At 65.6% G+C, this 17852-nt stretch carries 16 protein-coding genes and 1 pseudogene; 15 read left to right on the forward strand and 2 right to left on the reverse strand.

What is annotated here, in order from left to right; genetic code table 11:
* The first annotated feature begins 7 nt into the window (after positions 1–7).
* A pseudogene (gene murC, locus E3T41_RS03640) lies at positions 8–1422 on the forward strand (UDP-N-acetylmuramate--L-alanine ligase).
* A gap of 147 nt (positions 1423–1569) precedes the next feature.
* Here the strand turns inward: murC and E3T41_RS03645 are convergent.
* Positions 1570–1845 carry a hypothetical protein gene (locus tag E3T41_RS03645; RefSeq protein ID WP_134477396.1) on the reverse strand — a complete coding sequence of 92 codons (276 nt, stop codon included), beginning with the start codon at positions 1843–1845 and terminating at the stop codon, positions 1570–1572.
* 118 nt (positions 1846–1963) lie between these two features.
* Here E3T41_RS03645 and E3T41_RS03650 point away from each other — a divergent pair, with 118 nt between their 5' ends.
* The 10 genes from E3T41_RS03650 to E3T41_RS03695 all read left to right on the forward strand — a co-directional run bounded on the left by E3T41_RS03650 (position 1964) and on the right by E3T41_RS03695 (position 12736).
* Entirely contained in the window at positions 1964–2797 is an 834-nt protein-coding gene (locus tag E3T41_RS03650) for an FtsQ-type POTRA domain-containing protein (RefSeq protein WP_092450530.1), read from the forward strand.
* A 274-nt stretch (positions 2798–3071) separates the two neighbouring features.
* Complete coding sequence (gene ftsZ / locus E3T41_RS03655) at positions 3072–4274, forward strand: cell division protein FtsZ (RefSeq protein ID WP_092450528.1); 1203 nt, start codon at positions 3072–3074, stop codon at positions 4272–4274.
* 84 nt (positions 4275–4358) lie between these two features.
* Positions 4359–5057: a YggS family pyridoxal phosphate-dependent enzyme gene (locus tag E3T41_RS03660; protein ID WP_092450526.1), complete on the forward strand. Its 699-nt coding sequence runs from the start codon at positions 4359–4361 to the stop codon at positions 5055–5057.
* Positions 5058–5089: 32 nt separating this feature from the next.
* A complete protein-coding gene (locus E3T41_RS03665) occupies positions 5090–5623 on the forward strand; it encodes a cell division protein SepF (protein WP_092450524.1) in 534 nt (177 codons plus the stop codon).
* Positions 5624–5631: 8 nt separating this feature from the next.
* Entirely contained in the window at positions 5632–5925 is a 294-nt protein-coding gene (locus tag E3T41_RS03670; protein ID WP_241977903.1) for a YggT family protein, read from the forward strand.
* Between the two features lie 190 nt (positions 5926–6115).
* Positions 6116–6736, forward strand: coding sequence for a DivIVA domain-containing protein (locus E3T41_RS03675; RefSeq protein ID WP_092450522.1), 621 nt, complete (start codon positions 6116–6118; stop codon positions 6734–6736).
* Complete coding sequence (gene lspA / locus E3T41_RS03680; RefSeq protein ID WP_092450520.1) at positions 6726–7361, forward strand: signal peptidase II; 636 nt, start codon at positions 6726–6728, stop codon at positions 7359–7361. The genes E3T41_RS03675 and lspA overlap by 11 nt, the downstream gene beginning before the upstream one ends.
* Positions 7358–8290 carry an RluA family pseudouridine synthase gene (locus E3T41_RS03685; RefSeq protein ID WP_092450518.1) on the forward strand — a complete coding sequence of 311 codons (933 nt, stop codon included), beginning with the start codon at positions 7358–7360 and terminating at the stop codon, positions 8288–8290. Before lspA ends, E3T41_RS03685 begins: the two co-directional genes overlap by 4 nt.
* A 142-nt stretch (positions 8291–8432) precedes the next feature.
* A complete protein-coding gene (gene dnaE / locus E3T41_RS03690; protein ID WP_233195394.1) occupies positions 8433–11900 on the forward strand; it encodes a DNA polymerase III subunit alpha in 3468 nt (1155 codons plus the stop codon).
* A gap of 53 nt (positions 11901–11953) precedes the next feature.
* The gene (locus E3T41_RS03695; RefSeq protein WP_092450513.1) at positions 11954–12736 is read left to right on the forward strand and encodes a 1-acyl-sn-glycerol-3-phosphate acyltransferase; all 783 of its coding nucleotides are present in this window, start codon (positions 11954–11956) and stop codon (positions 12734–12736) included.
* 80 nt (positions 12737–12816) lie between these two features.
* Here the strand turns inward: E3T41_RS03695 and E3T41_RS03700 are convergent, their stop codons facing one another.
* Complete coding sequence (locus E3T41_RS03700; protein WP_092450511.1) at positions 12817–13386, reverse strand: flavin reductase family protein; 570 nt, start codon at positions 13384–13386, stop codon at positions 12817–12819.
* Between the two features lie 121 nt (positions 13387–13507).
* Between E3T41_RS03700 and hisD the strand changes: the two genes are divergently transcribed.
* The 4 genes from hisD (at position 13508) to E3T41_RS03720 (ending at position 17804) form a co-directional block, all read left to right on the forward strand.
* On the forward strand, positions 13508–14818 hold the full coding sequence (hisD, locus tag E3T41_RS03705) for a histidinol dehydrogenase (protein WP_134477398.1): 1311 nt from the start codon (positions 13508–13510) through the stop codon (positions 14816–14818).
* Between the two features lie 88 nt (positions 14819–14906).
* Positions 14907–15449, forward strand: coding sequence for a transcriptional regulator NrdR (gene nrdR, locus E3T41_RS03710; protein ID WP_092450508.1), 543 nt, complete (start codon positions 14907–14909; stop codon positions 15447–15449).
* Positions 15450–15468: 19 nt separating this feature from the next.
* Positions 15469–16506, forward strand: coding sequence for a quinone-dependent dihydroorotate dehydrogenase (locus E3T41_RS03715; RefSeq protein ID WP_134477400.1), 1038 nt, complete (start codon positions 15469–15471; stop codon positions 16504–16506).
* 206 nt (positions 16507–16712) lie between these two features.
* Entirely contained in the window at positions 16713–17804 is a 1092-nt protein-coding gene (locus E3T41_RS03720; RefSeq protein WP_134477401.1) for an ABC transporter substrate-binding protein, read from the forward strand.
* Positions 17805–17852: the final 48 nt, after the last annotated feature.

Genomic DNA, 17852 nt, shown 5'->3' on the forward strand with positions numbered 1-17852 from the left:
CACCACCGTGATCAAACCAGACCTCACCCTGACCATTCCCGAGAACCTCGGACGTGTGCACTTCGTGGGCATCGGAGGCTCCGGAATGAGCGGAATCGCCCGCCTGTTCCTGAACCAGGGCTATACGGTCACCGGCTCCGACGCCAAGGATTCGCCCAACGTGCAGGCGCTGCGGGAACTCGGTGCGAACGTGTTCATCGGTCACGATGCGGCCAATGTCGGCGCGGCCGACACCCTCGTCGTCACCGGCGCGCTCTGGCAGGACAACCCAGAATACGTGCTCGCCAATGAGCGCGGCCTGCCGGTGCTGCACCGCGCGCAGGCCCTCGCCTGGCTCATTCGCGAGCACCGCCTCGTTTCCGTCGCGGGCGCCCATGGCAAGACCACCTCAACCGGAATGATCGTCACCGCGCTGCTCGGCCTCGGCCAGGACCCGAGCTTCGTCAACGGCGGCGTGATCGAATCCCTCGGCGTGAGTTCCGCCAGCGGAGCCGACGACCTGTTCGTGGTCGAAGCCGACGAATCCGACGGCTCCTTCCTGCTGTACCACACGGCGGTAGCCCTGATCACAAACGTCGACCCCGACCACCTCGACCACTACGGCTCGCTCGAAGCGTTCGAGGCCGCGTTCGTCCAGTTCAGCACCAAGGCCAGCGAGCTCGTCGTCATCTCCTCCGACGATGTCGGCGCCGTGCGGGTCACCGCAACGATCACCGCCGGCCGGACCGAAGCGGATGCCGCCGCGCGCGTGATCACGTTCGGCGAGCACCCCGAGTCCACCGTTCGCGTGCACTCCATCACCACGACCGGTCCGGTGAGCTTCAGCGTCGCCTGGCAGGGTCAGGATTACAGCGCCACCCTGCGCATTCCCGGCAAGCACAACGCCATCAACGCCGCCGGCGCCTTCGCCGTGCTGGTCGGGCTCGGCTTCGAACCTGCGGCGAGCCTCGACGCGATCGCCGGCTTCGGCGGCACTCAACGCCGGTTCGAACTGCACGGCACCGTCGGCGGCGTCAGCGTCTACGATGATTACGCCCACCACCCGACCGAGGTCGCCGCAGCCCTCGCGGCCGCGCGCACCGTCGTGGGGGAGGGCCGCATCATCGCGGTGCACCAACCGCACCTGTACAGTCGCACCCGCCTGTTCGCCCAGGAATTCGCCGACGTGCTCGAGAACTTTGCCGATNCGTGCTCGCGGTGTACGGCGCCCGCGAAGACCCGGAGCCTGGCGTGACCGGAGCGCTCGTGTCCGAGCGGTTCCGCGAACCGTCGCACGTCGCTTACGTGCCGGACTGGCAGGATGCCGCTGATTACCTCGCCAGCATCGCCCGCGAGGGCGACTTCGTGGTCACCCTTGGCTGTGGTGACGTGAACCGCATCGTTCCCCAGCTGCTCGCCGCACTCGAACAGGCACGCGGATGAGGTGGCGGTGAGGCGGCCGGCCGGCTTCGAGCGCCCGGCCAAGGCGACCCCGACCCCAGCGGCGAAACCGACTCGGGTTCAGTCGGACACTCCGTCGACCGCTCAGCCCACTCCAGCGGCGAAACCGGCTCGCTCAAAGTCGTCGGCTCAGGCGACTCCAGCGGCGAAGCCCTCGCGTGCCCGGCCGCAGACGGAGCCGAACCAGAAATCCGACGGCCCGACCGGCGCCGCCGCGGGTTCGGTGACGGCCCCGAAGGCGTTCCCCCGGGGAGGCACCGGCGGGAAGAGCGGGTCGCATGACCCCTCGACGGTGTCGTCGACACCGTTCGTAAAGCCGTCCTCGAAGCCGCTGCTCCAGAACTCCTCGACACCGTCCGCAAGGTCTTTCGATGGCTCCGACACGACGACGGAGCCGATAGCCATCCCGGGGGCCGGGGCATCCGGTCCACCGGTTTCAGCAGACCTGAGCGAGCCTGTCACCGCGGCAGACCTGGCCGCACTCACGACCCCCAGGTCAACGACGGGCGCAGCAACCTCGGCGATGCCCGTGACCCGGCGGACGTCGACGACGGCCGCGCCAGCCGGGCTGCCGAGCGGCGGAACCGCGGGGGTCCGCGCAGCACGGTCGGTCTTGCGGGCAGCTCAACGCGCCCGCAAACGCTTCGAACGCGCGGAGGTGCGTCGGTTCACCGGGCGTACCCGGCGCCGTCGTATCGCCTGGATTGTCGGGGGCGGCAGCGTCGCTCTCGCCTTTGGTCTCATCATCGGCGCCGCCTACTCGCCGCTCATGGCGCTGCGCACGATCGAGGTCGTCGGCACCAGCCGGATTCCCGCTGGCGACGTCGCGGCCGCCCTCGCCGACCAGCTCGGCACTCCGTTGCCGCTCCTCGACGCGGACGAGGTCAAGACCGAACTCTCCCAGTTCAAGCTCATTCAAAGTTATGTCACCGAGAGCCGCCCGCCGGGCACGGTAGTGGTGCGGGTCATCGAACGGGTTCCGGTGGGCGTCCTCGCTGGTGCGACCGGCTTTGACCTCGTCGATGCCGCTGGCGTCGTTGTGGAAACAACGCCGGAGCGCGCCGTCGGCTACCCGCTCATCGAAGCTCCGGATGGCGTCGACAGCGCCGGATTCACCGCCGCTGCCGCCGTGCTCGCCGTATTGCCCGAAAGTATCCGCACGCAATTGGATTCCGTCACCGCCGTCACCACGGATGACGTTACGCTCAGCCTGCTCGGCGGCGAACGGGTGGTCTGGGGCAGCGCGGAGAAGTCGGAGTACAAGGCCGTCGTGCTCGCCGCTCTGCTGGTCGGCCACCCGGCCGGCACGGTCAACGAGTACGACGTCTCCTCGCCCGACAGCGCCGTGCTGCGCTAGTTCGCCGTGAGCCCACCGCGACCGACTTGGGTGGCCGCTACGGTAACCGCAGCAGCGGCCATCGTTGGCGCATGAGGCGCAAAATAGACGGCCAAGCGGCTCGTAAGGAGCCGTGCGGAGGGTCGCGGCAACGGATTCTGCGTGTACTTCGCGACACGCGGGCGTGCCTCCCCGTTCGCGCGCCTCGCCCGCATACTTTCGTAATCAGGAATTGCATACTCAGCATAACTTTAAACCTCGACTAGAGGTTTAGGGTTCCACCCGGAGGCCGGACGTGTCAAACAATCAAAATTATCTAGCCGTCATCAAGGTTGTCGGCATCGGCGGTGGTGGCGTCAACGCCGTCAACCGCATGATCGAACTGGGCCTCCGCGGTGTCGAGTTCATCGCCATCAATACGGATGCCCAGGCTCTGCTCATGAGCGACGCCGACGTCAAGCTCGACGTCGGTCGTGACCTCACCCGCGGCCTCGGTGCCGGCGCGGACCCCGAGGTGGGTCGCCGCGCCGCCGAGGATCACGCCGAAGAGATCGAGGAAGCCCTCGCCGGGGCCGACATGGTCTTCGTCACCGCTGGCGAGGGTGGTGGCACCGGAACCGGTGGCGCCCCCGTCGTCGCCCGCATCGCCAAGTCGATTGGTGCCCTCACCATCGGTGTCGTCACCAAGCCGTTCGGCTTCGAGGGCAAGCGTCGTCAGGCTCAGGCCGAGACCGGCGTTGCCTCGCTCAAGAACGAGGTCGACACCCTTATCGTCGTGCCCAACGATCGCCTGCTCGAGATCAGCGACCGCGGCATCAGCATGCTCGAGGCCTTCGCGACCGCCGACCAGGTGCTCCTCGCCGGTGTGCAGGGCATCACCGACCTGATCACCACCCCCGGCCTGATCAACCTCGACTTCGCCGACGTCAAGTCGGTCATGCAGGGCGCAGGATCCGCACTCATGGGTATCGGCTCCGCTCGCGGCGCCGACCGTGCCATCAAGGCTGCCGAACTGGCGGTGGCCTCGCCGTTGCTTGAGGCCTCGATCGATGGCGCGCATGGCGTGCTGCTGTCGATCCAGGGTGGCTCCAACCTTGGAATCTTCGAGATCAATGATGCGGCCCGCCTCGTGCAGGAAGCAGTGCACCCCGAAGCGAACATCATCTTCGGTGCCGTCATCGATGACACCCTCGGCGACGAGGTACGAGTCACTGTTATCGCCGCCGGCTTTGATGGCGGCGAGCCCGGCGCCAAGGCGGTCGAGGTGCGGCGTGCCGACCTCGTTGCTGCCGGCATCGCGGCCGGTGCCGGTACGGCAGCCGGAGCGGCATTCGCTGGAGCAGCCGGCGCGCCGGCCACCGACTCGGGCAGCTACAGCGATGGCGAGCTTGCGGCCTCAGTCTGGGGTGGTTCCGACTCCGCGAACGGCGTCACCGTGGCCGACCCGGCCTTCGAAGAAGAAGCCGACGACCTGGACATCCCGGACTTCCTCAAGTAGGACGAGATCCCTCCCGGGGCCGACTGAGTCGGCCCCGGTATCGTGCCTTAATCGCCTGAAACGAAACGAAACGAAACGAACATCATGAGCATGGTATCTCCAGGCGCGGCACCGGTCGATCTGGCCACCCGTCTCGAAACCGTGCGCGCTGGTGTGACCGACGCCGCCCGCGAGGCCGGTCGCGATGCGGCCGAGGTCACGACGATCGTCGTCACCAAGTTTCATCCGGTGTCGCTGATCGAAGCGTTGTACGCCCTCGGGGTGCGCCACGTGGGGGAGAATCGACACCAGGAGGCGCAGTCCAAGGCCGCTGAGCTCGCCGAGCTCGACCTGACCTGGCATTTTGTCGGACAGGTGCAGGGCAAGAAGGCGCGCCAGGTGCGCGCCTACGCCGACGTCATCCACTCGGTTGATCGGGACTCGCTTGTGGCCGCACTCGCCTCGGGGGAATCGACCATCGATTGCTTCATTCAGGTCAATTTAACGGATGATGCGGCTCGCGGAGGCGTGGATCCCGCGAACCTGCCGGCCCTGGTCGACACCGTTCTCGCCGCGCCCGGCGTGCACCTGCTGGGGCTCATGGCCGTTGCGCCGCTGGCGGAGGAACCACGCCGCGCGTTTGCGCGCGTGCGCGAGCTCAGTGTGCAGATTTGCAGCCAGGCCCCCGCGGCCACGGCGCTGTCGATGGGTATGAGCCAGGACTACGCCGCCGCCGTGCTCGAAGGGGCGACACACCTAAGAATTGGCACCGCAATCACCGGTAATCGTCCGGCGTTCAGTTAATCTCGAAGAAGCAAACCAACACGGAGGTCGACATGTCCAACCCGCTCAAGAAAACCATGGTCTACCTGGGTCTGGCAGACGAAGAGCTGGAGTACCAGGCGCCCGCCGGCGCCCAAGGTGCTGCCAACACGAACCACGTGAGCGCTGTGCCGGCCCGTGGGCACGACAACACGCCCCACGGTACCGCCGCGCACTCCAGCGCAGCCCAGAACACCGCCGGTCGTGCACCGGTCACCCCCCTGCGCAAGACTTCGACCCCCCAGAATGTGGTTGCGTCCGAAATGAATGAAATTCTCACCGTTCACCCGCGCGCTTACAAGGACGCCCAGGTCATCGCCGAATCCTTCCGTGACGGCATCCCGGTCATTATCAACCTGTCGCAGATGAGCGACGGCGACGCTCGCCGCCTCATTGACTTCGCCAGCGGCCTGTCTCAGGGACTGTACGGCAAGATCGAGCGGGTCACCGCCAAGGTCTTCCTGCTGTCGCCGTCCCACGTCGTCGTCTCCGGCGACAGCACGACCGAAGAGGGCGCTGAGGACGGCTCCTTCTTCGCGCAAGGCTAAACTGAACTGTGACTGGTATACCGATTCTCGGGAATCTCTTCTACTTCCTGTTCTTTATGTACTTTCTCGTGCTGTGGGGTCGATTCATCATCGACCTCGTGCGCGGCGTGAATCGTTCGTGGCGGCCGCAGGGCTTCTTGCTCGTGCTGGTGGAGCTCGTCTACACGCTGACCGATCCGCCGGTGCAGTTCTTTCGAAAACTGGTACCGCCGCTTCGGATCGGTCCCATCGCGTTGGATTTCGGTTTCACACTCACGATGCTGTGCTGCATCGTGGGCATGTCTCTGTCGGGCTTACTGTAAATAGCCCCACCGGGGCATGTATCCTTGTCCGATGATGGTTCGCCGTGAGCCCATACTCGCTCGTCGGCAGCTCGGGTTGTTCCTAGGACCCAGTCATTCAACTGCTCAAGTCATTCATATGCTCGAAACAATCAATTGCTCGAGTAAGTCAAATGTTCGCAACAAATATTAGTTTTGAGGGTGAAAAGCCATGGCGCTAACTCCGGAAGATGTAGTCAATAAAAGGTTCCAGTCGACCAAGTTCCGCGAGGGATACGACCAGGATGAGGTCGATGACTTCCTCGATGAGGTCGTCGTCGAACTGCGTCGCCTGACCAAGGAAAACGAAGAACTGCGCGGCGGGGCCGGCTCCGAAGCTGCCCCCGCAGTCGAGTCCGCTCCGGTTGCCGCAGTGGTCGCCGAACCGGTTGCCGTCGCTGCCCCCGTGGCCGCGGCTGCGCCGATCGTACCGACGCCGATCGACGAGACCGCCGGCACGACCAACCTGCTGCAGCTGGCTCGCCGCCTGCACGAGGAACACGTCAAGGAAGGCGCCGAGAAGCGCGATGCCCTGATCGCTGAAGGTCACGCCACCGCCGCTCGCGTCATCGCCGAAGCCGAGACACAGCAGCGCGTTCAGCTGCAGAAGCTCGACCTGGAGCGCACGGCGCTCGAGGGCAAGATCGATGGCCTGCGCACGTTCGAGCGTGAGTACCGCCTCAAGCTCAAGAGCTACATCGAGGGTCAGCTGAACGACCTCGACGCGAGCTCGGTCGACTCGCCGTCGTCCGACTCGAGCTCGAAGCCCAGCTTCCAGGGCTTTGGAGCCTAGGGCCCGAACGAAGAAGCGTTCGCGAGCGCTTATCGTTCTAGCCCTCGTCGCGCTCGGCGTTTACGCGCTCGATCAAATCAGTAAGTACCTCGTCGTCGCGTCGATGACGGAGGGCTCCGTCATCCGGGTTCTGAACGATGTGCTGCAACTGCACTTCGTTCGGAACCCGGGTGCCGCGTTCTCCCTCGCGAGCGGATCCACCTGGATCTTTTCGATCATCGCCGCGGCCGTCGTGGTGTTCATTATCTGGTTCGCCCGGCGCATCCGCTCGCTCGCCTGGGGACTCGTCTTCGGCCTGCTGCTGGGCGGTGTGCTCGGCAACCTGACCGATCGCCTGCTGCGCGAGCCCGGTTTCGGGCTCGGCCACGTCATCGACTTCATCTCAACGCCCTGGATGCTGCCGGCGATCTACAACGTGGCCGACATGGCCATCGTGACCAGCATGGCCATGTTCATGATCCTGACCATCCGCGGCATCGGCCTCGATGGCAACAAGGTCGTGGCCGAAAGCAAGAAGACTGCGTCAACCTTGAAACAAACGGATGCTGTGACTCCAGAAACACCCACCACCGCACCAACCGCAGCTGCACCGGCCGAGACACCGACCACCGAGCCGCGCCCATGACCGGCAGCTCTGAGAGTCGCTCCCTGCCCCTGCCCGACGGGCTGGAGGGCGTGCGCGTTGACGCCGGTTTGGCCAAGCTGTTCGGATTCTCCCGCAGCTTCGCCGCCGAGGTCTCCGAAGCCGGCGGCGTCGTGGTCGACGGCACCGTCGTCGGCAAGTCCGACCGGCTGCGAGCCGGAGCCTGGATCGAAGTCACCTGGCAGCCCAAGCAGCCGCTGCGCATCATCCCCATCGCCGTACCCGACCTGACGATCGTGCACGACGACGAGAGCATCGTCGTCATTAACAAGCCCGCCGGGGTCGCCGCGCACGCGAGCGTCGGCTGGACCGGGCCGACCGTTCCGGGCGCCCTCGCGGCGGCTGGATTCCGCATCGCGACCTCCGGCGCGGCGGAACGCGCCGGCATCGTGCACCGCCTCGACGTCGGCACCAGCGGGCTCATGGTCGTGGCCAAGTCGGAGACGGCCTACACGGCGCTCAAGAAGGCCTTCCATGACCGCGAGGTGCAGAAGATCTACCACACCGTCGTGCAGGGTCATCCCGACCCGCTGACCGGAACGATCGACGCCCCGATCGGTCGCCACCCGCGGTCGGACTGGAAGTTCGCGGTCATGGCCGATGGCAAGCCATCGATCACCCACTATGAGACCCTCGAAGCTTTCCCCTACGGTTCCCTGCTCGAGGTGCACCTGGAGACGGGGCGCACCCACCAGATTCGGGTGCACATGACGGCCCAGCGGCATCCGTGTGTCGGCGACGCCATGTACGGCGCCGATCCATCGATCACCGCCCGGCTCGGCCTGAAACGGCAATGGCTGCACGCCAAGCAGCTGGCCTTCACCCACCCGGACAGTCACGAATGGGTCACCTACAACGCCGACTACCCGGCCGACCTCTCGCACGCCCTCGGCGTGCTGCGCGGAGATTAGCCGCAGCATCCGCTCGCCCAGAATCAAGCGAGGCGATCGACCCCATCGAACACCGTTCCATCAACTGCTCGGAGCAATCGTGAGTAACCCGGCCAGCGCGACCGACTCGTTCGTGCATCTGCACGTGCACAGTGAATATTCCATGCTCGACGGAGCGGCCCGGGTGAAACCCCTGATCAAGGCTGCCGTCGACGAGGGGATGCCGGCGGTCGCGATCACCGACCACGGCAACGTGTTCGGTGCATTCGACTTCTGGAAGAGCGCGACCGATGCCGGCATTAAGCCGATCATCGGCACCGAGGCGTACATCACGCCCGGCACCGATCGGCGGGACAAGACCCGGGTGCGCTGGGGCACGAGCGGCCAAAACCGGGACGACGTCGGTGGCGCTGGTTCGTACACCCACATGACGCTGCTCTCCGAAAACACCGAGGGCATGCACAACCTGTTCCGACTCTCTTCGAAGGCGAGCCTCGAGGGCTACTACTTCAAACCGCGCATGGACCGCGAGCTGCTCAGCCAGTTCTCCAAGGGACTGATCGGCACCACCGGCTGCGTCGGTGGCGAGGTTCAGACCCGGCTGCGCCTCGGTCAGTATGAGGAGGCAAAGAAGGCCGCCGGCGACTTTCAGGACATCTTCGGCAAAGAGAATTTCTTCTGCGAGATCATGGACCACGGCATCGACATCGAACGCCGCACTATGACCGACCTGCTCAAGCTGGCCAAGGAACTTGACCTTCCGCTGCTGGCCACCAACGACTTGCACTACACCCACGCGCACGATGCGACAGCCCACGCAGCGCTGCTCTGCGTACAGTCGGCATCCACTTTGGACGACCCGAACCGGTTCAAGTTCGACTCTAACGAGTTCTACCTGAAGACCGCGGCGCAGATGCGGCATATGTTTCGGGACCACCCCGAATCCTGCGACAACACGCTGCTCATCGCCGAGCGCTGCGAGGTGGAATTCAACACCAAAGCCAACTACATGCCCCGCTTTCCCTGCCCGGAGGGCGAGAACGAGGAAAGCTGGTTCATCAAGGAGAACGAGATCGGGTTGGCCAAACGCTACCCGAAGGGCATCCCCGATGACGTGCGCAAGCGCGCGGACTACGAAATCGGCATCATCGTGCAGATGGGCTTTCCCGGCTACTTTCTCGTCGTCGCCGACTTCATCATGTGGTCCAAGCAGCAGGGCATCCGCGTCGGTCCCGGTCGCGGCTCGGGCGCCGGCTCGATGGTCGCCTACGCGATGGGCATCACCGACCTCGACCCGCTCGTGCACGGACTCATCTTCGAACGGTTCCTCAACCCCGACCGCGTCTCCATGCCCGACTTCGACGTCGACTTCGACGAGCGTCGCCGCGGTGAGGTCATCAAGTACGTCACCGAGAAGTACGGCGAGGAACGCGTCGCCCAGATCGTCACCTACGGCACGATCAAGGCCAAGCAGGCCCTGAAAGACGCCTCGCGCGTGCTCGGCTTTCCGTTCGGAATGGGCGACAAACTCACCAAGGCCATGCCGCCGGCCATCATGGGCAAAGACGTGCCGCTGACTGGCATGTTCGATAAGGACCACCCGCGCTACCGCGAAGCGGCTGATTTTCGGGCCGTGATTGAAAGCGATCCAGAGGCCCGCACCGTCTTCGACACCGCGCTCGGCCTGGAAAACCTCAAACGCCAGTGGGGTGTGCACGCGGCCGGAGTGATCATGTCGAGCGACCCCCTGATCGACATTATTCCGATCATGAAGCGTGAAGCGGATGGCCAGGTCGTCACGCAGTTCGATTACCCGGCTTCCGAAGCCCTCGGACTGATCAAGATGGACTTTTTGGGGCTGCGCAACCTCACCATTATCGACGACACCCTCGACAATATCGCCGTGAACCGCGGCCACCGGCCCGTACTCGAAGACCTCGGCCTCGAAGACCCCGCCGCCTACGAACTGCTCGCCCGCGGCGACACGCTCGGTGTGTTCCAGCTCGACGGCGGCCCGATGCGGGCCCTGTTGCGGCTCATGAAACCCGACAACTTCGAGGACATCTCGGCCGTCATCGCGCTGTACCGCCCAGGGCCCATGGGCGCCAACTCGCACACCAACTACGCGCTGCGCAAAACCGGCGTGCAGGAAATCATCCCGATTCACAAGGAGCTCGAAGAGCCCCTCAAGGACGTCATCGGCACCACCTACGGCCTGATCGTGTACCAGGAGCAGGTTATGTCGATCGCGCAGGTGCTCGCTGGCTTCACGCTCGGTGAAGCCGATCTGTTGCGCCGGGCCATGGGTAAGAAAAAGAAGTCCGAGCTGGACAAGCAGTTCGAGGGCTTCTCCAAGGGCATGCAAGACCGCGGCTATTCCATGGATGCCGTCACCACGGTCTGGAATATTCTGCTGCCGTTCTCCGACTATGCCTTCAACAAGGCGCACTCGGCCGCGTACGGCGTGCTCTCCTATTGGACCGCCTACCTCAAGGCCGTCTACCCGGCCGAGTACATGGCGGCCCTGCTCACGAGCGTCGGCGACTCCCGGGACAAGCTCGCGCTGTACCTCAACGAGTGCCGTCGCATGGGCATCCAGGTGCTAGCGCCCGACGTGAACGAGTCGATCGGATTCTTTGCGGCGGTGGGTACGGACATCCGTTTTGGTCTGGGTGCTGTGCGTAACGTCGGTTTCAACGTGGTGGAGGCCATTCGCGGCGCCCGCGAGGAGAAGGGGCGCTTCGAATCGTTCCACGACTTTCTGCGCAAGGTGCCGCTGCCGGTGGCCAATAAGCGCACGATTGAATCATTGGTCAAGGCCGGGGCGTTCGACTCGCTCGGCGCCACCCGTCGGGGCATGGTCGAGATTCACGAGTCGGCCGTCGAGTCGGCCGTCAAGATCAAGCGTGAAGAGAGCAACGGCAATATCGGGTTTGACTTTGACAGCCTGTTCGACGAGCCGCAGGACACCGAACAGGTGCCAGACCGGCCGGAGTGGAGCAAGAAAGAGAAACTCGCCTACGAACGTGACATGCTCGGACTGTACGTGTCCGACCATCCGCTCGCCGGGCTGGAGATACCGCTCGCCAAGCACGCCAGCACCACGATCGCCGACCTGATCGCGTCGGAGTCGACAGAGGACGGCGACACGGTGACCGTGGCTGGCCTGATTACGAGCGTGCAGCATCGCATCGCGAAGAAGTCGGGCAACCAGTACGGCATGATTCAGGTCGAGGACTTCGGCGGCGAGATCACCGCGATGTTCATGGGCAAGGCCTATCTGGAGTTCGCGCCGGAGCTGATCAGCGACTCGGTCGTCGTGGTGCGCGGTCGGGTAAGCCTGCGCGACGACGGCATGAACCTGCACGCCTTCAGCGTGTTCCAGCCCGAACTCGGCCAAGGTTCGGACCAGAGCATGGTCGCGATCACGGTGGGGGAGGCGCGGGCGACGACCGACACGGTGAGCGCGCTCGGCGAGATTCTCCAGCGCCACGCCGGCGACGCCGAGGTGCGCCTCAAACTGGTCAAGGGTGATGTGGCGCGGGTGTTCGAGTTGCCGCACCGGGTGAAGGTGAGCGCGGACCTGTTCGGCGAGCTGAAGAGCATCCTCGGGCCCAACTGCCTGACCTGACCCGGTTCACTGGGCTGCAGATGACTGACAGGATGCCCGCTTAGGCTGGATACATGCACAAGCGAGAGCCGATCTACTCGACCGCTATCAGCGCCGGACGCGCCCTGTTCGGCGTGCTCCGGGTACGCCAGAACGTGACCGGGCTGGAACAACTGCCCGCCACCGGCGGCGCCGTGCTCGCGATCACCCACTTCGGCTACCTGGACTTCGCCCTGGTCGAGTGGGTCACCTGGCTGCACAATCGCCGACACATCCGCTTCATGGCCAAGAAGGGCGCCTTCGACCAGCCGCTGGTTGGGCGGCTGCTGCGTGGTATGAAGCACATCTCCGTCGATATGGAGAGCGGCGGCGAGGCTTATGGGCAGGCCGTGACCGCGCTCCGCGAGGGCGAATTGCTCGGCGTGTTTCCCGAGGGCGGCGTCAACGCCTCGTTCACGGTGCGCCAGCTGAAGACCGGCGCGGTGCGCATGGCCCAGGCCGCGAACGTACCGATCATCCCGGTGGCCGTGTGGGGTGGTCATCGCCTGATGACCAAGAACCACCGCTCGACGCTGCGGGAACGGGTCGGCGTTCCGGTCAGCATCCGCTTCGGCACGCCGTTTCAAACGGATACTGCCGGCCAAGACGGTGACGCAGCGGTCGCCACCCTTCGGCTCCACGCGGCCCTGCAGTCCCTGGTCGATGCCGTGCAGTCGGAGTATGCGGTGCCGGGCTCTGGCCAGTGGTGGCAGCCCGCGCACCTCGGCGGAACCGCGCCGACCCCGGCCGAGGCTGCCATTGTCGAAGCCGAACGTCGTCGTCGCAAAGCCGCCGCAAAGTTAGCCGCCCAGAAGTAGCAGCGCGGCTCGACCAGGCCCGGACCAAGGGTGCCCGCGCTGGCGGGTACGGCCGCTACCCACAGGGCACCATGGCCGCTTTAGACGGCGGCGCCCGGTACTCGGTAGGTGCGCTCGTGGTAGAGCAGGGCCTCATCGTCGGTGCCCATGCCGCCGCCCTCGATCTGCACCACCACCACGGCGTTATTGTGCACCGATACCCGTTCGACAATTCGGCCGATCATCCAGCTGGTCACCCCGGTCAACACGGGAAGCCCATAGGGCCCCGGCTCCCAGTGGTCACCGACGAAGCGTTCGGTATTTGGGCCGGCCAGTTTCTCGGCAATCGCCCGGTTCTGGGCCCCGAGCATGTGGATGACCACGCGCTCGGCCACAGCAATCGCAGCCCAGGAGCTGGCCGACCGGGCCATATTGAAGGTCGCCAGCGGCGGAACGGCCGAGAGTGAGGCGAGGGAGGTGGCGGTGAAGCCGACCGGACTACCGTCGGGCGCGAGCGTCGTGACTGCGGCGACCCCGGCGGCATGACGGCGGAACGCGTGCTTGAATGCCGCCAGGTCATCGGGAGCATTCGGGTCAGCTGCAAGTGGCGGGCCGGCGGGCAGAGTAATAGCGGCTTCACTAATGACTTGGGGTTCAACGTTGCTTTGCATACTCAACCAACAATCTGTTTCACCTTCAGCCTATTCCCGGGCACGGAGTGTCACGGCGTGTTCGGCAGTCCGAGCTGCTGCGCCGGTCGGCGCGCAGCGTTCACGGATAGGCTGGGACACGATGATCCAGACTATTGACCTTCGCGGCACAGAGCCGACCCCCGCCGACCTCCTGGCGTCCGTACCCCGCGCGCTGACCAGTGTCGCCGTCGCCGCCGATATCGCTGCCGAGCTCATTGCCGACGTGCGCGAGCGCGGCGAGGCTGCCCTGCTCGACCAGGCTGAACGTCTCGACCGGGTGCGCCCCGAGCAGGTGCGCGTTCCGGCCAGCCACATTGCCGACGCCATCGCCGGGCTCGACCCGGCCGTGCGCACCGCCATCACCGAGACCATCCGCCGGGTTCGCCTGGCCAGCGCCGCCCAGGTGCCCCCGCACGTGACCACCACGATCGAGGCCGGCGCCACCGTCACTCAACGCTGGCAGCCGGTGAACCGGGTCGGCCTCTACGTTCCCGGCGGCAAGGCGGTCTATCCGTCCAGCGTCGTGATGAACGTCGTACCGGCGCAGGTCTCCGGCGTGCGCTCGATCGCGCTCGCATCGCCGCCGCAAAGCCACTTCGACGGCCGCGTGCACCCGACCATCCTCGCCGTCGCCTCGCTCCTTGGCGTCGATGAGATCTACGCCATGGGCGGCGCGGGCGCGATCGGCGCCCTCGCCTACGGCGTCGAAGACATCGGCCTCGACCCGGTGCAGATCGTCACCGGACCGGGCAACGTCTACGTTGCCGCCGCCAAACGCCTCATTCGCGGCCAGGCTGGGATCGATTCCGAAGCTGGCCCCACCGATATTCTCGTGATAGCGGATGCCGCCGCCGACCCGCTGCTCGTCGCCGCCGACCTGGTCAGCCAGGCCGAGCACGACGAGCTCGCCGCGGCGGTGCTCGTGACCGACTCGTTTGACCTCGCCGAGGCCGTGGCGGCGCGCCTCGCCGTGCTGGCAGCATCCACTACCCACAGCGAACGGGTTCGTGCTGCGCTCGGCGGCCGCCAGTCGGCGATCGTGCTCGTCGACAACCTGCAGATCGCGGCCGCGTTCAGCAACGTCTTCGGGCCGGAACACCTCGAAATTCAGACCGGCGACCCCGATGCCGTGCTGGCCGAGATTGAAAACGCCGGAGCAATCTTTCTTGGCCCGTATTCGCCGGTCAGCCTCGGCGACTACGTCGCCGGATCCAACCACGTGCTGCCCACCGGGGGACAGGCGCGGTTCTCATCCGCACTCGGCGCCTACACGTTTCTCCGGCCGCAGCAGGTCGTTCGCTACAGCCGCGAAGCCTTGCAGGGCGTCGCCGGTCACATTGCGGCGCTCTCCAACGCCGAGGCGCTCCCCGCGCACGGCGACGCCGTGACCGCGCGGTTCGCTCCCCAGTAGGCCCCGTCGCGCGAGAGCGGCCTGCTCTCGCGGAGCAGCGGAGCAGCGGAGCAGCGGGGGAGGCCGGGACCGGTAGACTGGCAGCACAATGTTTTGCCCGTTCTGTCGTCACCCCGATTCCCGAGTCATCGACTCGCGCACGAGCGACGACGGCCTTTCGATTCGTCGTCGTCGTCAGTGCCCCGAATGCGGTCGCCGCTTCAGTACCACCGAAACAGCGAGCCTGAACATTATCAAGCGCAGTGGCGTGGTCGAGCCGTTCAGCCGCGAGAAGATCGTCACCGGCGTGCGCAAGGCCTGCCAAGGCAGACCGGTCACCGACTCCGACCTGGCCATGCTCGCCCAGAAGGTTGAAGAGACGATTCGGCAGACCGGAGCGGCACAGATCGAGGCCAACGACATCGGCCTGGCCATCCTCCCGCCGCTACGCGACCTCGACGAGGTCGCGTACTTGCGCTTCGCGAGTGTGTATCAGAGCTTTGATTCTCTCGACGACTTCGAAAGCGCCATCGCGCAGCTGCGCACGGAGCACAAGGCCGCTCAGGCCAGCAAACGAGCGCAACCAGCGGATGCTGCCGGCGCCGCGGCCGCGTCAGCGGAGTCCACGTCCACCAGTTCCACTAAACCGTAGGCGTAAGGTCCAGGGCGCGATGTATCCACTTTTCTTCAAATTCGTGCTCACCAGGATGGACCCCGAGCGCGCCCACCACCTCGCGTTCATCGTCATCCGTCACCTGCCGAGCCTCGGAATCGGCCGCCTCGTGCACCGTTTCACCCGGCCGCGCACCGACCTCGGCGTCGACACCCTCGGCCTGCACTTCGACTCACCGTTCGGCGTCGCCGCCGGGTTCGACAAAGACGGCGAGGCCGTCATCGGACTCGGCCAGCTCGGATTCGGGCACGTCGAGGTCGGCACCCTCACCGCGCTCGCCCAGCCCGGCAACCCGACCCCGCGACTCTTTCGGTTGGTGGCCGACCGCGCCGTCATTAACCGCATGGGCTTCAACAACCACGGCGCCGCGGCCGCTGTCGATCGACTCGCTCGCGTGCGTGCCGTGCCGGGGCGCCCCGTGCTCGGCATCAACATCGGCAAGAGCCGTGTCACCGCCGTCGAGAATGCGACGGCCGACTACCTACAGAGCGCTAAAACCCTCGCCGCTCTCGCCGACTATCTCGTCGTCAACGTCAGCTCGCCCAACACTCCAGGCCTGCGCGGCCTGCAAGAGCTTGACCAGCTCGCCCCGCTTCTGACCGCGGTCAAACAGGCTGCCGGCGATACCCCGCTGCTCGTGAAGATCGCCCCCGATCTGGCGGATGCCGAGGTCGCCCGCATCGCCAGCCTCGCCGTCGAACTGGGCCTCGACGGAATCATCGCCACCAACACCACGATTGCCCGCACCGGCTTGAAAACGGATGCGGCGACCGTTGACGCAGCCGGAGCCGGCGGCCTGTCTGGCGCCCCGCTGGGGGCCCGCTCCCTCGCCATCCTGCACCAGATTCGCGCTGTCGTGCCGGCCGGGTTCTGTGTCATCTCGGTTGGCGGCGTCGACACGGCAGCCCAGGTCGCCGAGCGTCTCGCCGCCGGAGCCACCCTCGTGCAGGGCTACACCGCGTTCCTCTACCGCGGTCCGCTCTGGGCTCGCCAGATCAACCGCGGCCTCGACCGCCTGCTGGCGCCGACGGGCTGAGCGGCCGGGCCGGGCCAGTGCGGCGTAGAACCGGGCTGGCGGAGGCAACCCTTCTTTTTTAGACATCCGTTCGAAACAAAGTCGAACTCGAATCGATATCTGCCCCGCCTAAACTGCGATTTCTGGTGCTGTTCTGCCCAGGAAATTCATGATCCACAGCGTCTGTACCACCGCAGCGCCCTTGCACCCTCGAGAGGAATCCCGCAATGACACCATCCAGAGGCTTTTCCACCCATAATCGAGCGGTTGTCCGGGTGGTCAAGGGCGTCGTCGCCGCCGCCGTGCTGGCCTTGGCACTGACGGCCTGCGCGGGCAGCGATACCCCGGATGCCGCGGGTACGGCCGTGGAGGGTGCCTCCTTCGGTGACGCGAGCATCCAGTTCAGCTGGATCAAGAACGCCGAGTTCATGGGCGAATACCTCGCCGATCAGAACGGTTACTTCGCCGAGGCCGGTTTCGATGCCGTGGACATGATCGAGGGTCCGGCGTCCATTGAAGCTGCCGTCATCTCGGGCAACGTCGACGTCGGCATCGGCAACGCCATCTCCACCGGAACGATCATCGCCAACGAGGGCGCTCCGCTGAAGATCATCGGCGCCACGTACCAGAAGAACCCGTTCACGATTCTTTCGCTCGCCGACAAGGGCAATATCGCCGGTCTCGACGACCTGAAGGGCAAGACCATCGGCGTACAGGCGAGCAACCTGAGCCTGTGGGAAGCCTTCCTCGAAATCAACGACATCGACGAGAATTCCCTGACCACCCTTCCGGTGCAGTACGACCCGACCCCGCTGTTCAACGGTGAGGTCGACGGTTGGTTCTCCTACCTGACCAACGAGTCCATCGACGCCGAGCTCCTCGGGCTCGACCCGGTCAACCTGCCGCTGGCCGACTTCGGCCTGCCGTTCGTCGCCGAAACCCTCACCGTGACCGACGACGCGATCAAGAACGACCGGGAGAAGCTCAAGGCCCTGCTGGTCGCCGAGATCCGTGGCTGGACCGACGCTATCAACGACCCGGCCGCCGCGGCGAAACTCACCGTCGACACCTACGGGCCGACCTTCGATCTCACCATCGAGAAGGAAACCCGCCAGGCCGAGATTCAGTCCACCGGCCTCGTGGTGAGCGCAGACACCCTGACCAACGGGCTGTTCACGATCAGCTCTGAGCTGCAACAGCAGAGCATCGACACGCTCGAAGCGACCGGCCTGACGATCACGGCGAGCCAGTTGTTCGATCTCACCTTGCTCGCCGAGGTCTACGCCGAGAACCCCGACCTGCTCGCGTACAGCAAGTAGCAGCCCGGTCGGCCCGCTTGCGGGGCGCGTCAGTCTTCCGCAAGCCGG

The organism is Cryobacterium sp. Hh38 (genome assembly GCF_004403235.1).
Classification (GTDB): domain Bacteria; phylum Actinomycetota; class Actinomycetes; order Actinomycetales; family Microbacteriaceae; genus Cryobacterium; species Cryobacterium levicorallinum.

Excerpts from the sequence above, each read along its gene's own strand:
- E3T41_RS03715 (WP_134477400.1), top strand. The coding sequence starts at position 15,469 with ATGTATCCACTTTTCTTCAAATTCGTGCTCACCAGGATGGACCCCGAG.
- E3T41_RS03645 (WP_134477396.1), bottom strand. The coding sequence starts at position 1,845 with ATGGCTATCGGCTCCGTCGTCGTGTCGGAGCCATCGAAAGACCTTGCG.
- E3T41_RS03650 (WP_092450530.1), top strand. The coding sequence starts at position 1,964 with ATGCCCGTGACCCGGCGGACGTCGACGACGGCCGCGCCAGCCGGGCTG.
- E3T41_RS03660 (WP_092450526.1), top strand. The coding sequence starts at position 4,359 with ATGAGCATGGTATCTCCAGGCGCGGCACCGGTCGATCTGGCCACCCGT.
- E3T41_RS03695 (WP_092450513.1), top strand. The coding sequence starts at position 11,954 with ATGCACAAGCGAGAGCCGATCTACTCGACCGCTATCAGCGCCGGACGC.
- E3T41_RS03665 (WP_092450524.1), top strand. The coding sequence starts at position 5,090 with ATGTCCAACCCGCTCAAGAAAACCATGGTCTACCTGGGTCTGGCAGAC.
- E3T41_RS03675 (WP_092450522.1), top strand. The coding sequence starts at position 6,116 with ATGGCGCTAACTCCGGAAGATGTAGTCAATAAAAGGTTCCAGTCGACC.
- E3T41_RS03700 (WP_092450511.1), bottom strand. The coding sequence starts at position 13,386 with ATGCAAAGCAACGTTGAACCCCAAGTCATTAGTGAAGCCGCTATTACT.
- hisD (WP_134477398.1), top strand. The coding sequence starts at position 13,508 with ATGATCCAGACTATTGACCTTCGCGGCACAGAGCCGACCCCCGCCGAC.
- dnaE (WP_233195394.1), top strand. The coding sequence starts at position 8,433 with ATGCTCGACGGAGCGGCCCGGGTGAAACCCCTGATCAAGGCTGCCGTC.
- E3T41_RS03720 (WP_134477401.1), top strand. The coding sequence starts at position 16,713 with ATGACACCATCCAGAGGCTTTTCCACCCATAATCGAGCGGTTGTCCGG.
- E3T41_RS03685 (WP_092450518.1), top strand. The coding sequence starts at position 7,358 with ATGACCGGCAGCTCTGAGAGTCGCTCCCTGCCCCTGCCCGACGGGCTG.
- nrdR (WP_092450508.1), top strand. The coding sequence starts at position 14,907 with ATGTTTTGCCCGTTCTGTCGTCACCCCGATTCCCGAGTCATCGACTCG.